The organism is Falsirhodobacter sp. 20TX0035, assembly GCF_028307215.1.
Classification (GTDB): Bacteria; Pseudomonadota; Alphaproteobacteria; order Rhodobacterales; family Rhodobacteraceae; genus Falsirhodobacter.
Window position 1 is genome coordinate 201,456 of sequence record NZ_JAQMHV010000003.1, and the last position, 14,515, is coordinate 215,970.

The following is a 14,515-nucleotide window of genomic DNA, read 5'->3' on the forward strand; positions in this document are numbered from 1 at the left end:
GGTCGGCAGACCCTAGGCTAGACGCGCGTTCCGCCGGTCTGCCAGTCCTCGTCGCGTCCAGTAGCACTTAGGACCCTTAGGTGGCGGAACCTGCGCTGCCGGCCCGATGCTTCCGTCATGTAGATCCTCAGACCCTGCAGGCTGGTGTCTGTCGTCTCCGCCCCGGAGCAGTCGATGCCGATGGTGCTGGAACTGATTGGCTTCTCCGCAAGCAAAGACCGCCCGAAGGCGGTTTCAGCAAAATCAACGGCTTGCGAAACCTATGCACCGAACTGGAAAAACTTTGCCCTGAACGGCAGCAACTATGCCCCGAACTACACAACCCTCAGTGCGTCCAGTTGCCCTTGCGGTCGGTCGCGAAATTCTCGCCATAGCCGCGCGCGCGGATGTTCGGCTTGCGCGACTGCGGGGGCTGCACCTCCGCCTCGATCCCGTTCTCGCGCGCATAGGCTTCGGCCGCTTCCTGCGTGTCGAAGCGCAGGCGCACCTGCCGCTGCGTATCGTCCGAGGAGGTCCACCCCATCAGCGGATCGATCTCCCGCGCCGTGGCGGGGGCGTAGTCCAGGACCCATTCCTTGGTCTTGGCCTGTCCCGACTGCATGGCCGTCCGGGCCGGCTTGTAGATTCGTGCGCGCATCGTGGTCCTCCGATCAACCTATCTAGCGAAATCCCCGGCAAGGCCGCAAGGCCATCTTGAACCGGAACAAAGACAGACCAAATCAAGGGCCTGACAAGGGAATCGCCGATGCCTCACAACAACGCCAACATGCCCATGTTCCGTCCAGACGTCCTGACGCGCCCGAAGCTGGAAGGGGGCAAGCAGTTCGTCATGAGCACGCCGTTCCAGCCGGCGGGCGACCAGCCGACCGCGATCCGGGAATTGGCCGAAGGCGTGCGCAACGGCGAACGCGATCAGGTGCTCCTGGGTGCCACCGGCACCGGCAAGACCTTCACCATGGCCAAGATCATCGAGGAAACGCAGCGCCCGGCGATCATCCTCGCCCCGAACAAGACGCTGGCGGCGCAGCTGTATGGCGAGTTCAAGGGCTTCTTCCCCGACAACGCCGTCGAATACTTCGTCAGCTACTACGACTACTACCAGCCCGAGGCCTATGTGGCGCGGTCGGACACGTATATCGAGAAGGAATCCCAGATCAACGAACAGATCGACCGGATGCGCCACTCGGCCACCCGGGCGCTTCTGGAACGGGACGACGTGATCATCGTGGCCTCTGTGTCCTGCATCTACGGCATTGGCTCGGTCGAGACGTATTCGGCGATGACGCAGGATCTGGTCGTGGGCAACAGCTACAACCAGCGCGAGGTCATCGGGCAGCTGGTGTCGCAGCAATACCGCCGCAACGACCAGTCCTTCACCCGCGGCAGCTTCCGCGTGCGCGGCGACGCGATCGAGGTGTGGCCCGCCCACCTTGAGGACCGGGCCTGGCGCTTCTCCTTCTTCGGTGAGGAGCTGGAAAGCATCGTCGAATTCGACCCGCTGACGGGGGCCAAGACCGACAACTTTCGCCAGATCCGCATCTACGCCAACAGCCACTACGTCACGCCGCGCCCGACGATGCAGCAGGCCGTGAAGGGCATCAAGGCCGAGCTGGCGATGCGTCTGGACCAGTTGGTGGGCGAAGGCAAGCTGCTGGAGGCCCAGCGTCTGGAACAGCGCACCGCCTTCGACATCGAGATGCTGGAGGCCACGGGCGTCTGCAACGGGATCGAGAACTACTCGCGTTACCTCACGGGCCGCGCGCCCGGAGAACCGCCGCCCACGCTGTTCGAGTTCATTCCCGACAACGCCATCGTCTTTGCCGACGAATCCCACGTCTCGGTCCCGCAGATCGGCGGGATGTACAAGGGCGACTATCGGCGGAAGTTCACGCTGGCCGAGCACGGGTTCCGGCTGCCCTCCTGCATGGACAACCGCCCCCTGAAGTTCGAGGAGTGGGACGCCATGCGCCCGCAATCGGTCTTCGTTTCCGCCACCCCCGCGGCGTGGGAGCTGGAGCAGGCGGGCGGTGTCTTCGCCGAACAAGTCATCCGCCCCACCGGCCTTCTGGACCCGAAGGTGGAGATCCGGCCCGTGGACATGCAGGTGGACGACCTGCTGGACGAGATCCGGCGCGTCAGCCAGCAGGGCCTGCGCACGCTGGTCACGGTGCTGACCAAGCGCATGGCCGAGGATCTGACCGAATATTTCCACGAACAGGGCATCCGCATCCGCTACATGCATTCCGACATCGACACGATCGAGCGGATCGAGATCCTGCGCGACCTGCGTCTTGGCGCCTTTGACGTGCTGGTGGGGATCAACCTTCTGCGCGAAGGGTTGGACATTCCCGAATGCGGGCTGGTCGCGATCCTTGACGCCGACAAGGAAGGCTTCCTGCGGTCCGAGACCTCGCTGATCCAGACGATCGGACGGGCGGCGCGGAACGCCGAAGGCCGCGTCATCATGTATGCCGACCGCATCACCGGCAGCATGGAACGCGCAATGGGCGAGACGGAGCGTCGTCGCGAAAAGCAGATGGCCTACAACCTTGAACACGGCATCACGCCGCAGACCGTGAAGAAGAACGTCGAGGATGTTCTGGCGGGCCTGTGGCAGGGCGACACCGACCAGTCGCGCATCACGACCAAGGTGGACAAGCCGATGATCGGCTCCAACCTCGCGGCCCATCTGGACGCGATGCGGGTGCAGATGCGCAAGGCGGCCGAGAACCTGGAGTTCGAGGAGGCCGCCCGCCTGCGTGACGAGGTGAAGCGTCTGGAAGCGGTGGAACTGGCCGTGGCCGACGACCCGCTGGCCCGCCAGTCGGCGGTGGAGGAGGCGCAGGAGGCGGCGCTTGCCACCTCGGGCCGGTCCACGGCGGGGCGGGCCGGGCAGCGGGGCGGCAACAAGCGCCGCAAGCGCTGACTGCATGGCGATCCTGATCGGGGCGGAGATCTACCGCCATTCGACCTATGGGCGGCAGCACCCCCTGCGGGTGCCGCGCGTGTCCACGGTGATCGACCTTGCCCGCGCGCTTGGCTGGCTGCCGCCCGACCGCTATCGCACCAGCCCGCGGGCCAAGGTGTCAGCCCTCGCCGCGTGGCACGACCCCGACTACCTTTCGGCGCTTCAGGCGGGGGAAGGGATGAACGCCCCCACGCCCGAGATGCTGAGCCGCTTCCACCTCGGCACCCTGTCGAATCCCGTCTTCCCCGAGATGTTTCGCCGCCCCGCCACCGGCGCGGGCGGCATGCTGCTGGCGGCGGAGCTGGTGGAGCAGGGGGGCGTCGTGCAGGTGCCGGGGGCGGGCACCCATCACGGGCTGCCGGACCGGGCCAACGGTTTCTGCTATCTGAACGACTGCGTGCTGGGGATGCTGGCTTTGCGGCGCCTTGGCATCCGGCGGATCGCCTATGTGGACATCGACGCCCATCACTGCGACGGCGTGCAGCACGCCTTTACGGGCGATCCCGACGCGCTCCTGATCTCCACGCACGAGGAAGGGCGCTGGCCCTTCACCGGCACGCTGGACGATGATGGCGGCGGCAACTGTTTGAACCTGCCCGTCCCCCGCGGCTTCAACGACACCGAGATGCGGGCGGTGCTGGAGGATCTGATCCTGCCCGCCCTTCAGGCCTTCCGCCCCGAGGCGATCATCCTGCAATGCGGCGCCGACGCGGTGGAGGAGGACCCCCTGGCCCGCCTGTCCCTGTCCAACAACGCGCATATGGAGGTGGCGGCGGCGCTGCGTCCGCTGGCGCCGCGCTTCATCGTGACGGGCGGGGGCGGCTATAACCCCTGGACCGTGGGGCGCTGCTGGACGGCCGTCTGGTCCGTCCTGTCGGGGCAGGAGGTGCCGGACCATCTGCCCGAAGCCGCGCAAACCGTTCTGCGCGACCTGTCCTGGCGCGGCGGGGCGCGCCCCGGCCCCGCGCCGCACATCCTGACCACCCTGCGCGACCCCGCGCGCGAAGGGCCGGTACGTAGCGAGATCCGGACGCGGATCGCGGCCTTACGCGGCCGATAGGGCCTCAATGATGCCGCCGAAATCCGCTGCCTTCAGGCTGGCGCCACCCACCAGCGCGCCGTTCACATGCGGGATCGCGAAGATCTCGGCCGCGTTGGACGGTTTCACCGACCCGCCATACAGCAGCGCGATCCGGTCGGTGCCGAAGCGGTCTGCCAGTTGCGCGCGCAGGGCCGCGTGAACCTCGGCGATCTGGTCCGTGGTGGGGGTGCGGCCGGTGCCGATGGCCCAGACGGGCTCATACGCGATGACCAGACAGGCGGGGTCGGTGCCTTCGGGCAGGGAGCCTTCGATCTGCGTCGTGATGATGTCCAGCGTCCGGCCGCCGTCGCGTTCGGCCTCCGTCTCGCCCACGCAGACGATCGCCTTCAGTCCGGCCGCCTGCGCCGCCGAAACCTTCGCCGCCACGACCGCGTCGGATTCGGCATGGTTGGCGCGGCGTTCCGAATGCCCTAGGATGACGTAATCCGCTCCGGCCTCGGCCAGCATGGGGGCCGAGATGTCGCCCGTATGCGCCCCGCTGGCGGCGGCGTGACAATCCTGCCCGCCCACCTTCAGCGCCGTGCCGTGCACCATGGAGGCCAGCCGTGCCAGCAGTGTCGCCGGGGGGCAGATCAGGACCTCGCATCCGGGGGTGGGGTGGGCGGCCAGCAAGGCCTCGATCTCGGACAGGCTTTCGCCCGTTCCGTTCATCTTCCAGTTTCCGGCTGCCAGTCCGCGCATGTGTCCTCCGTTCGCTTTGAAACCCAAGCTAGGGCCAAGGCGGGGCGGGGGAAACCCTATTCGCGGAACTTCACCGATTCCCCGCAACCGCAGGCGTCCACGACGTTCGGGTTGCGGAACTTGAACCCGGACTCCAGCAACGAGGTCTCGTAGTCGATCTCGGTCCCGAACAGGAACATCTGGGCCATGGGCGCGATCATCACGCGGGCGCCGTCCTGTTCCACCGTCTCGTCCATGGGGTTCACGTCGGACACGTAGTCCATCGTGTATTCCATGCCCGCGCAGCCGCCCTTCTTCACGCCGATGCGCAACCCGGCCGAGTTCTGCTTGGTCATCAGCCGCGCGATCTGCTTCGCCGCCGCCGGCGTGATGCTGACGGCCTGTTTTCCGGGGATCGAGAACATGGATGCCTCCTTACATGAAGCCGAGTTCGAGCCGCGCCTCGTCCGACATCATCTCCATCCCCCAGGGGGGATCGAAGGTCATGCCGACATTGACGTGCTTGACGCCGGGCAGGGGTTCGATCGCCTCGGCGACCCAGCCCGGCATCTCGCCGGCCACGGGGCAGCCGGGGGCGGTCAGAGTCATCAGCACCTCGACCTCGTTCTGGTCGTTGATGTCGATGGTATAGACGAGGCCGAGGTCGTAGATGTTCACCGGGATCTCCGGATCATAGACCGTGCGGCAGGCGTCCACGACCTGTTCGTAAAGCGGATGCTCGGTCGAGGACGGCTTGATGAGGGGGTTGCCTTCGGCGGTGTCGGTCATGGCGGGATCCTTTGTTGCGCCGAATATAGGTATCCGCGCCCTAGGCCTCAACCCAGATCGTGACGGGACCGGAATTGACCAGCGCCACCTGCATGTCGGCGCCGAAGCGGCCGGTCTGCACGGGGAAGTCCCTTGCCATCACCGCCGTGAAGTGGTCGTAAAGGCGCAGGCCCGTGTCGGCCGGGGCGGCGGCGGAAAAACCGGGGCGGGTGCCGCGGGTGGTGTCGGCCGCCAGTGTGAACTGGCTGACGATCAGCGCGGCCCCGCCCGTGTCCTTCAGCGACCGGTTCATCTTCCCCGCCTCGTCCCGGAAGATGCGCAGCTTGCCGATCTTCGCGGCCAGCGCCTCCGCGTTCGCCTCCGCGTCGCCCCCCATCGCGCAGACGAGGATGAGGAGACCGGGCCCGATCCGCCCGATCACCTCCCCCTCCACCGTGACCGAGGCTTCGGTCACGCGTTGCAGCAGCGCCTTCACAACTCGGACGCCCAGGGCGGGTTCGCCCCGGCGCGCGACACGGTGACGGCCGCGGCGCGGGTGCCCAGGCCTAGGGCGGTGTCCAGCAGATCGTCCGACCAGTCGGCGCCCTTCACCAGCGCGCCGGCCTGTTCCAGCGCGGCCAGAACGCCCGCGTTGAAGGTGTCACCCGCGCCCACCGTATCGGCCACGGTCACCTTGGGGGCGGCCACGAACCGTTCCTGCGTGGCCGTCAGCGCCCGCGCGCCCCGCGCCCCTTCGGTCAGCAGGACCAGCTTCGGCCCTTTCGCCAGCAGCCTCTTCGCCAGCGCCACCGGATCGCCCTGACCTTCCAGCCAGTGCAGATCCTCGTCCGAGATCTTGATGATGTCGGCCATGACGATCATCCGGCCGATCCGGTCGCGGTAGCGCGCGGGGTCGGTGATGAAGCCGGGGCGGATGTTCGGGTCCAGCATGGTGACGCACGACGCGGCTTCCCGCTCCATCAGCGTGGCGTAGGTGTCGGCCGCGGGTTCGGACACAAGGGAAATGCCGCCGAAGAACAGCGTCGAGACGTCGGCGGGCAGGGCGGGCAGATCTTCGGGCGCCAGAAGGCGGCCGGCGGTGTTCTCGTCATAGAAGGCATAGCTGGCCTGCCCGTTGGTCAGGGTCACGAAGGCCAGCGTAGTGGGGCGGTTCGAGCGGGCGCAGAACGCCGTGTCGACCTTAGAAGCTTCCAGCGCGGCCGACAGGCGTGCGCCGAACAGGTCGTTCGACAGGCCCGAAAAGAAGCCCGCCGGGGCCCCGAGGCGCCCGAGCGCCACCGCCGTGTTGAAGACCGCCCCGCCGGCGTGGGGCATGAACCCCTCGCCCTCGGGCAGCATGTCGATCAGCGCTTCGCCGCAACACAGGATCATGGACCGGTTTCCTCCGCAAATGTCGCGCGGACCCTAGCGCCCGGCCGCGCGCCGCGCAATCGGGTGCCCGCGCGCCACCGGATGCCGCGCCGCGATGGACGTGGGCGTGATCGTCACATCGCCGCCTTGCGCGCAATCGCATGGTTGACAGACGGGCGCGGATCGCAGATATAGCGGCGGTCTGGCCCCCTTTGGGTGTTCAGGCCATTTCGCATTGGCGCTGTCCGAAGGTATCTAACGCCGGGAAACCGGGACCAAAGGGCGCGGAACAAGAAGGAAAGACCCATGTTCGCGGTCCTCAAGACGGGCGGCAAGCAATACACCGTCCGCGCAGGCGACATCCTGCGCGTCGAGAAGCTTGCAGCCGAAGCTGGTGAAAAGATCCAGTTCAACGACATTCTCATGGTTGGTGGCGACGAACCCACGATCGGCGTGCCCTTCGTGGCCGGCGCCGCCGTGCAGGCCGAAGTCATCGCCCAGATTAAGGGCGAGAAGGTCATCCACTACGTCAAGCGTCGCCGGAAGCACTCCTCGCAGCGCACGAAAGGCCACCGCCAGCACCTGACGCTGCTGCGCGTGACCGACGTGCTGGCTTCGGGCGCCGATGCAACGGACGTGAAGGCAGCGACCGGCACCGCCGACGCCCGCCGCACGGCCCACGAGACGAAGGAGTAATCCCTCATGGCACACAAGAAAGCAGGCGGCTCGTCCCGCAACGGCCGCGACTCTGCCGGACGTCGTCTTGGCGTGAAGCTCTATGGCGGCCAGGCCGTCATCTCGGGCAACATCATCGTCCGCCAGCGCGGCACCACTTGGTTCCCGGGTGAGGGCGTCGGCATGGGCAAGGACCACACGATCTTCGCCGTGCGCGAAGGCCACGTGAAGTTCTCGAAAGGCCTCAAGGGCCGCACCTTCATTTCGGTCCTCCCGGTGGCGGAGGCCGCCGAGTAAGCCGAACCGCAAGGTTGCATGCAACAGGGGGATCGGCGCGCAGCCGGTCCCTTTTCGCGTTGGAGATCCCGCCATGACGCTCGACCTCGCGACCCAGATCCCCGTGATCGAGGCCGAAAGATTCACCCTGCGCCCCGTGCGCCGTTCGGACAGGGGCCTGCTGGGCCATTACGCCGGCGACGAACGCGTGGCCCGCATGACCACCCGCATCCCCCACCCGATGCCGCCCGGCGCAATGGAGGCGTTCGTCACCCGCGCGATGAACCCGACCTGCGAAGAGGCGATCTGGGTCATGGACGGTGGCACGGACGCCGAGGTTCTGGGCGTCATCAGCCTGAAGAAGATGGACCGCGACCAGTCCGAGATCGGATACTGGGTGGCGCCCGCCTTCTGGAACACAGGCCTCGCCTCGGGCGCGGTGGCGGCGCTGATCGGGGCGAACCCGCTGGGCAACACCGCCATCTTCGGGTCGGTCTTCCAGGACAATCCGGGGTCGGCCAAGGTTCTGACCAACAACGGCTTCGCGTATCTGGGCGACGCCGAGACGTTCTCGGTCGCGCGCAACGCCCATGTCGCGACCTGGACCTATATCCGCAAGCTTTGACGGCGCGGGGTTGAGCCTGCGCCCGATTTTCCTTATCGCCTGACGAAACGGCAGGAAGGCCAGCCCCATGAAGTTCCTCGACCTCTGCAAAGTCTACATCCGTTCGGGCGGGGGCGGGGCCGGCTGCGTCAGCTTCCGGCGCGAGAAGTTCATCGAGTTCGGCGGCCCGGACGGCGGCGACGGCGGCAATGGAGGATCGGTCTGGGTGGAGGCGGTGGACGGCCTGAACACCCTGATCGACTTCCGGTATCAGCAGCATTTCTTCGCCAAGACCGGCCAGCAGGGCATGGGCAGCCAGCGCACTGGCAAGACCGGCGACGACATCGTCCTGCGCGTGCCCGTGGGGACCGAGATCATCGACGAGGATGAGGAATCCATCATCGCCGACCTGACCGAGGTGGGCCAGCGTGTGCTGCTGGCCAAGGGCGGCAATGGCGGCTGGGGCAACCTGCGGTTCAAATCCTCCACCAACCGGTCGCCGTCGCGCGCCAATCCGGGGCAGGAAGGGGTGGAGCGGACGATCTGGCTGCGCCTGAAGCTGATCGCCGACGCCGGTCTGGTGGGCCTGCCGAACGCCGGGAAATCCACCTTCATCTCGGCCGTGTCGAACGCGCGTCCGAAGATCGCGGACTATCCCTTCACGACGCTGGTGCCGAACCTTGGCGTGGTGGGCGTGGACGGTAAGGAATTCGTGATGGCCGACATCCCCGGCCTGATCGAGGGGGCGAGCGAGGGCCGCGGCCTCGGCACCCAGTTCCTGGCCCACGTGGAACGCTGCGCGGTGCTGCTGCACTTGGTCGACGGCACGTCCGAGACGGTGGTAGAGGATTACCACACCATCGTGACCGAGCTGGAAGCCTATGCCGAGGAGCTGGGCGACAAGCCCCGCATCGTCGCCCTGAACAAGTGCGACGCGCTGGACGAGGACACGATCCAGATGTGGCGCGAGGCGCTGGAGGACGCCTCGGGCGGTCCGGTCTTCACCATCTCGGGCGTGGCGAACATGGGCCTGCAGGACGTCCTGCGCGCCCTGAACGCCGAGATCGAGGCGTCCAAGGTCGTGGATGAGGAACCCGAAGCGTGGCAACCCTGACGCCTGATATCCGCGCGGCGCGGCGGCTGGTCGTCAAGATCGGCTCCGCCCTGCTTGTGGATCGCGACACCGGCCTGCGCCGCGACTGGCTGAACGCGCTGGCCGAGGATGTGGCCGAGGCCAAGCGGAGCGGTACGGACGTCATCCTCGTCTCCTCCGGTTCCATTGCGCTTGGGCGGGGGGTGCTGCATCTGGGCTACGGCTCGCTGGCGCTGGAACAGTCGCAGGCCGCGGCCTCGGTCGGCCAGATCCAGTTGGCGAGAGCTTACGAGGAGGCATTGGCCCCCCACGGCATCACCACGGGCCAGGTGCTGATGACGCTGGAGGACACGACGGACCGCCGCCGCTACCTCAACAGCCGGGCGACGCTGGAAACGCTGCTGGGTCTTGGCGTCGTGCCCATCGTGAACGAGAACGACACGGTGGCCACGGATGAGATCCGGTTCGGCGACAACGACCGGCTGGCCGCGCAGATCGCCGTCACAGTGGGTGCCGACCAGCTGATCCTGCTGTCGGACGTGGACGGCTTCTATTCCGCCAACCCGAAGGAAGACCCTTCGGCGCAGCGCTTCGACGTGGTGGACGCTATTACCCCCGTGATCGAGGCGATGGCCGGCGATCCGGTGTCGGGCCTGTCCAAGGGCGGCATGAAGACGAAGCTGATGGCGGCCAAGACCGCCGTGGCCGGCGGTTGCGCGATGGCGATCATGGAAGGCTCGGTCGAGCGTCCGTTGAAGGCCTTGGCCGATGGCGCGGCGCGGACGTGGTTCGTGGCGCAGGGCGATCCGCAGGCGGCGCGCAAGCGCTGGATCAACGCGATGAAGCCGCGCGGACAGGTGCGGGTCGATGCCGGGGCGTCGCAGGCGCTGCTGGCTGGCAAATCGCTGCTGCCGGCGGGGGTCACGGCCATCGCGGGCGCCTTCGGGCGGGGCGATCCGGTGGAAATCCTGTCGCCTGACGGTGATGTGCTGGGGCGCGGCCTTGCGCGTTACACCTCGACCGAGGCGCGGGCGATCATGGGCCACCGCTCGGGCGAGATCGAAGAGATACTAGGCTATGCCGGGCGCGCCGCGCTTGTGCACAGGGACGACATGGTGATCTGAGGAGGATCGGATGGACAGCGTGAACGTGACGGATCTGATGCGGGCGATCGGCGCAAGGGCGCGGGCGGCGGCGGCGGAACTGGCGTTTGCGCCGCCAGACGCCAAGCGCGACGCACTGCGCGCCGCGGCCGAGGCGATCCATGCCGCGCGGGCCACCATCCTGGACGCGAACGCCGCCGACGTGGCGGCGGCGCGGGACCGCGGCATCTCCGGCGCGTTCCTGGACCGTCTGGTGCTGGATGACGCCCGCATCGACGGCATCGTGGAGGCGTTGCGCGCCATCGCCGATCAGGACGATCCCGTGGGGCAGGTCATCGCCGAATGGGACCGGCCGAACGGGCTGCGCATCCGCCGGGTGCGCACGCCCCTAGGCGTGGTGGGCGTGATCTACGAAAGCCGCCCCAACGTCACCGCCGATGCGGGCGCGCTGTGCCTGAAGGCCGGGAACGCCGTGATCCTGCGCGGTGGCAGCGAAAGCGCGAAATCCTCAGCCGCGATTCACGCCTGCCTTCAGGACGGGTTGCGCGCCGCCGGTCTGCCCATTGACGCCATCCAGCTGATCCCCACGCAGGACCGCGAGGCCGTGGCCGAGATGCTGCGGATGACGGACTTCATCGACGTGATCGTTCCCCGCGGCGGCAAGGGCCTTGTCGGCCTTGTGCAGCGCGAGGCGCGGGTGCCGGTCTTCGCCCATCTGGAAGGGATCAACCACGTCTATGTCGGCGCCTCCGCCGATCCGGCCATGGCCGAGGCCGTGGTGGTCAACGCCAAGGCGCGCCGGGTGGGCGTGTGCGGCGCGGCCGAATGCCTGCTGATCGATCGCGGCTATGCCCAAGCGCCCGCGCTGATCAAGGCACTGCAGGACGCGGGCGTGGAGGTGCGGGCCGAGGGCGATCTCGCGACGCTCCCGAACGTCGTCACCGCCACCGAGGACGATTTCGGGCAGGAATTCCTGGCCCCCGTCATCGCCGTCCGCCAGGTGGGGGGCGTGGACGGTGCCATCGAGCACATCCGTCGCTTCGGCTCGGGCCACACCGACGCCGTGGTGACCGAAGATGCGGCCGTGGTCGACCGTTTCTTCCAGCGCCTCGATTCGGCGATTCTGCTGCACAACGCGTCCACCCAGTTCGCGGATGGGGGGGAGTTCGGGATGGGCGGCGAGATCGGCATCGCCACCGGCAAGATGCACGCCCGCGGCCCCGTGGGGGCCGAGCAGCTGACCAGCTTCAAGTATCTGGTCAGCGGTCAGGGCACGATCCGGCCCTAGTAGCTCAGGTGGATCGAGGTCTCGGTGATCTCGATCCGCGGGGTGCCGCCGGCGGCGCGGATTTCTTCGGCCGCCAGAGCGAAGTGGATGTGGCTGGCGGTTACGTCCTGCGACTGACCGGTCAGGATCGCCCATTGCGGGGCCGCGTCGCGCAGGCGCCGCGCCTCGGCGCGCAGGCTGCGGGCGCCGTCCACCGTGATGGTGCCGCCGAAGGCCATCGCCGTCTCCAGGCACTGGATCAGCAGGAACAGGGTCTTCGTCTCGGCCCGCGTCAGGTCCTGCGGCACGGCCCAGTCCACCGTCACGCGTCCGGCCATGTCGGCCAGGATCTCCCGCACCTCGGCCCGGCCCACGGTCTGGGCGGCCGACACGCCGAAGGCCACGCGGAAGAAGCGCACCCGCGCGTTCGCCTGCGCGACGGAGGAGGCGATCAGCTCCATCTCGGGCGATTGGGGGGTGCCGGACATGGCCAGCAGCTCCACCCCGTTGCCGATGGCGGCGATCGGGCCGATAAGGTCGTGGCAGATGCGCGAACCGATCAGGGCGGCAAGGTCGGGTCGGTCAGTCATGGAAGGCTCCGCGAGATGAATGAGATACTTGAACCCGGCATGTTGGTGCGTCATCCATCGCAGCCGGACTGGGGGCTGGGACAGGTGCAGTCGAGGATCGGAAACAGGATCACGGTCAACTTCGAACATGCCGGCAAGGTGGTGATCGACGGGCGGGAGGTGTTCCTCCTGGCCGTCTTCGACCGGTGATCCGGGCGTAACCCATGGTCGCCTCCGGGATCAAGCGCGATTGCAAATGCGCGCCGCTTTGGCTACCGCTGCGCGCATGAACACCGATCCGCACCTGACCCTGCGCCTTGCGCGCGACGACCGCGACCTGATGGCGGCGCAGCGCCTGCGCTACCGCGTCTTCATTCAGGAACTGGGCGGCGACGGCAATCTGGTCGATCACGACCGGCGGCTGGAACGGGACCGGTTCGATCCGTTCTTCGACCACCTGATCCTTGTGGACGAACGCCGTGACGCGGCCACGCTGGACGACGTGATCGGCGTCTACCGCCTGCTGCCGGGCGACAAGGCCGGGGCGGCCGGGGGATTTTACTCCGAGGGCGAATACGATCTGGACCCGTTGCGCCGCACCGGCCGCCGGCTAGTGGAACTGGGACGGTCCTGCGTGGACGCCGAACATCGCGGCGGCATGGCCATGATGTATCTGTGGAACGGCCTCTCCGAATACGTGCTGGAGCGGGGGATCGAGATCCTGTTCGGCCCTGCGAGCTTTCATGGCACGGACACGGCCCGCCTGGCGCAGGCCCTGTCCTTCCTGCACCACCATCACCTTGCTCCGCCGGAACTGCGGGTGACGGCGCGCGAGGCGTCTTGCCAGCCGATGGATCTTCTGGCGGCCGATCAGGTGGATCGGAAAGCGGCGTTGCAGGACATTCCGCCGCTGATCAAGGCCTACCTGCGCCTTGGCGGCTGCGTGGGCGATGGGGCCTGGATCGACCACGCCTTCAACACGACGGATGTGTGCCTTGTCATGGACACAGCGCAGATGGCGTCGAAATACAAAGATTTCTACGGACGCAAGGTGACGGGCCATGACTTGGCGGGGAGATGAATTCCACCCCGAGCACATCGGCGCGGCCGGCTGGCTGCGCCTGATCTGGCGCGCGCCGATCCTGCTGCTGATCAACTTCGGCTGCCTGATCCTGCTGTGCCTGCTCCGCCTGATCGAGCGTCCCTTGTTCGGGCTGCGCCGGCCGCTGACGCCGTGGATCACGCAGTTCGTCTGCGTCTCCTCTCTGTGGGTCATGGGGATCCGGCTGCGCCGCAAGGGCCGTCCCATGCAAGAGCCGGGGGCGCTGGTCGCCAACCACGGAAGCTGGCTGGACATCTACACGCTGAACGCCTGCGCGCGGATCTACTTCGTGTCGAAGGCCGACGTGGCGCGCTGGCCCGGCATCGGCTGGCTGGCCCGCGCCACGGGCACCGTGTTCATCAACCGCCGTGCCGGAGAGGCACGCGCCCAGCAGGAGCTGTTCGAGGCCCGCCTGCGCGCCGGTCATCACCTGCTGTTCTTCCCCGAAGGCACCAGCACCGACGGTCAGAGGATTCTTCCTTTCAAGTCAACGCTCTTCGCGGCGTTCTTCGCGCAGGACCTGAAGGACATCATGTCGATCCAGCCGGTCAGCGTCGTGTATCACGCGCCGCCCGGCAAGGATCCGCGCTTCCACGGCTGGTGGGGCGGCATGCCGTTCGGCCCGCATTTCAAGCAGATGATGGGCGCGCCGGGTGGCGGGGCGGTGGACGTGATCTTCCACGACCCGATCCGCGTTTCCGACATGCCCGACCGCAAGCGGCTGGCCGCCATGGCCGAGGTGGCAGTTCGTGCCGGGCACCCGTCGGGCAAGAATCTGGCCTGAGGTTCCGACGTTCGGCGACCTCCCGCCCCGCGGGCCCGACTTAAAGGGATGGATCGCAGGGAAAGAAGCGGAGACCGATGCCTGGTGTCCGTCAGGGGGACTCCGGCCTCAGGTTCAAGCGCGGCGGATATTGCACGTCCCAGTCGCGTCGAAGACAGGGGCAACAGCATTGC

At 67.5% G+C, this 14,515-nt stretch carries 18 protein-coding genes; 11 read left to right on the forward strand and 7 right to left on the reverse strand.

Annotated elements, in window-relative coordinates; genetic code table 11:
- Positions 1-325: 325 nt before the first annotated feature.
- On the reverse strand, positions 326-637 hold the full coding sequence (locus PIJ50_RS06325; protein ID WP_271973700.1) for an ETC complex I subunit: 312 nt from the start codon (positions 635-637) through the stop codon (positions 326-328).
- A 108-nt stretch (positions 638-745) separates the two neighbouring features.
- On the opposite strand from PIJ50_RS06325, the gene uvrB reads away from it, so the two are divergent.
- Together uvrB and PIJ50_RS06335 are read left to right on the forward strand one after the other, a co-directional pair.
- Entirely contained in the window at positions 746-2,926 is a 2,181-nt protein-coding gene (gene uvrB, locus PIJ50_RS06330) for an excinuclease ABC subunit UvrB (protein WP_271973702.1), read from the forward strand.
- A 4-nt stretch (positions 2,927-2,930) separates the two neighbouring features.
- Positions 2,931-4,028 carry an acetoin utilization protein AcuC gene (locus tag PIJ50_RS06335; RefSeq protein WP_271973704.1) on the forward strand — a complete coding sequence of 366 codons (1,098 nt, stop codon included), beginning with the start codon at positions 2,931-2,933 and terminating at the stop codon, positions 4,026-4,028.
- On the opposite strand, the gene tpiA is transcribed toward PIJ50_RS06335, so the two are convergent.
- From tpiA to PIJ50_RS06360, 5 genes are read right to left on the reverse strand one after another with little or no spacing between them, the layout of a single operon-like run.
- Positions 4,014-4,751: a triose-phosphate isomerase gene (tpiA, locus tag PIJ50_RS06340; RefSeq protein WP_271973705.1), complete on the reverse strand. Its 738-nt coding sequence runs from the start codon at positions 4,749-4,751 to the stop codon at positions 4,014-4,016. The genes PIJ50_RS06335 and tpiA overlap by 15 nt on opposite strands.
- 56 nt (positions 4,752-4,807) lie before the next feature.
- Positions 4,808-5,155 carry a HesB/IscA family protein gene (locus PIJ50_RS06345; RefSeq protein ID WP_271973707.1) on the reverse strand — a complete coding sequence of 116 codons (348 nt, stop codon included), beginning with the start codon at positions 5,153-5,155 and terminating at the stop codon, positions 4,808-4,810.
- Between the two features lie 10 nt (positions 5,156-5,165).
- On the reverse strand, positions 5,166-5,519 hold the full coding sequence (locus tag PIJ50_RS06350; protein WP_271973708.1) for an SUF system Fe-S cluster assembly protein: 354 nt from the start codon (positions 5,517-5,519) through the stop codon (positions 5,166-5,168).
- A 40-nt stretch (positions 5,520-5,559) separates the two neighbouring features.
- Positions 5,560-5,994: a D-aminoacyl-tRNA deacylase gene (gene dtd, locus PIJ50_RS06355; protein WP_271973709.1), complete on the reverse strand. Its 435-nt coding sequence runs from the start codon at positions 5,992-5,994 to the stop codon at positions 5,560-5,562.
- Positions 5,991-6,890, reverse strand: coding sequence for a carbohydrate kinase family protein (locus PIJ50_RS06360; RefSeq protein WP_271973711.1), 900 nt, complete (start codon positions 6,888-6,890; stop codon positions 5,991-5,993). Before PIJ50_RS06360 ends, dtd begins: the two co-directional genes overlap by 4 nt.
- Before the next feature lie 285 nt (positions 6,891-7,175).
- On the opposite strand from PIJ50_RS06360, the gene rplU reads away from it, so the two are divergent.
- From rplU to PIJ50_RS06390, 6 genes are all read left to right on the forward strand, one after another.
- Positions 7,176-7,565, forward strand: coding sequence for a 50S ribosomal protein L21 (gene rplU / locus PIJ50_RS06365; protein WP_271973713.1), 390 nt, complete (start codon positions 7,176-7,178; stop codon positions 7,563-7,565).
- Between the two features lie 6 nt (positions 7,566-7,571).
- Positions 7,572-7,841, forward strand: a complete 270-nt coding sequence (rpmA, locus tag PIJ50_RS06370) for a 50S ribosomal protein L27 (protein WP_271973714.1) — start codon at positions 7,572-7,574, stop codon at positions 7,839-7,841.
- 73 nt (positions 7,842-7,914) lie between these two features.
- Positions 7,915-8,445 carry a GNAT family N-acetyltransferase gene (locus PIJ50_RS06375; protein WP_271973715.1) on the forward strand — a complete coding sequence of 177 codons (531 nt, stop codon included), beginning with the start codon at positions 7,915-7,917 and terminating at the stop codon, positions 8,443-8,445.
- Between the two features lie 67 nt (positions 8,446-8,512).
- The gene (gene obgE, locus PIJ50_RS06380) at positions 8,513-9,538 is read left to right on the forward strand and encodes a GTPase ObgE (RefSeq protein ID WP_271973717.1); all 1,026 of its coding nucleotides are present in this window, start codon (positions 8,513-8,515) and stop codon (positions 9,536-9,538) included.
- Positions 9,526-10,641, forward strand: a complete 1,116-nt coding sequence (gene proB / locus PIJ50_RS06385; RefSeq protein ID WP_271973718.1) for a glutamate 5-kinase — start codon at positions 9,526-9,528, stop codon at positions 10,639-10,641. Before obgE ends, proB begins: the two co-directional genes overlap by 13 nt.
- A 10-nt stretch (positions 10,642-10,651) precedes the next feature.
- Positions 10,652-11,908 carry a glutamate-5-semialdehyde dehydrogenase gene (locus tag PIJ50_RS06390; protein WP_271973720.1) on the forward strand — a complete coding sequence of 419 codons (1,257 nt, stop codon included), beginning with the start codon at positions 10,652-10,654 and terminating at the stop codon, positions 11,906-11,908.
- On the opposite strand, the gene PIJ50_RS06395 is transcribed toward PIJ50_RS06390, so the two are convergent.
- Positions 11,905-12,477 (reverse strand): histidine phosphotransferase family protein, encoded by a 573-nt coding sequence (locus tag PIJ50_RS06395; RefSeq protein ID WP_271973721.1) that lies wholly within the window; start codon positions 12,475-12,477, stop codon positions 11,905-11,907. The genes PIJ50_RS06390 and PIJ50_RS06395 overlap by 4 nt on opposite strands.
- Before the next feature lie 15 nt (positions 12,478-12,492).
- Here PIJ50_RS06395 and PIJ50_RS06400 point away from each other — a divergent pair, with 15 nt between their 5' ends.
- From PIJ50_RS06400 to olsA, 3 genes are all read left to right on the forward strand, one after another.
- Entirely contained in the window at positions 12,493-12,666 is a 174-nt protein-coding gene (locus PIJ50_RS06400; RefSeq protein WP_271973723.1) for a DUF3553 domain-containing protein, read from the forward strand.
- Positions 12,667-12,742: 76 nt separating this feature from the next.
- Positions 12,743-13,537 (forward strand): L-ornithine N(alpha)-acyltransferase, encoded by a 795-nt coding sequence (gene olsB, locus PIJ50_RS06405; RefSeq protein WP_271973725.1) that lies wholly within the window; start codon positions 12,743-12,745, stop codon positions 13,535-13,537.
- Positions 13,518-14,342 carry a lyso-ornithine lipid O-acyltransferase gene (gene olsA / locus PIJ50_RS06410; protein ID WP_271973726.1) on the forward strand — a complete coding sequence of 275 codons (825 nt, stop codon included), beginning with the start codon at positions 13,518-13,520 and terminating at the stop codon, positions 14,340-14,342. The genes olsB and olsA overlap by 20 nt, the downstream gene beginning before the upstream one ends.
- The last annotated feature ends 173 nt before the right edge of the window (positions 14,343-14,515 follow it).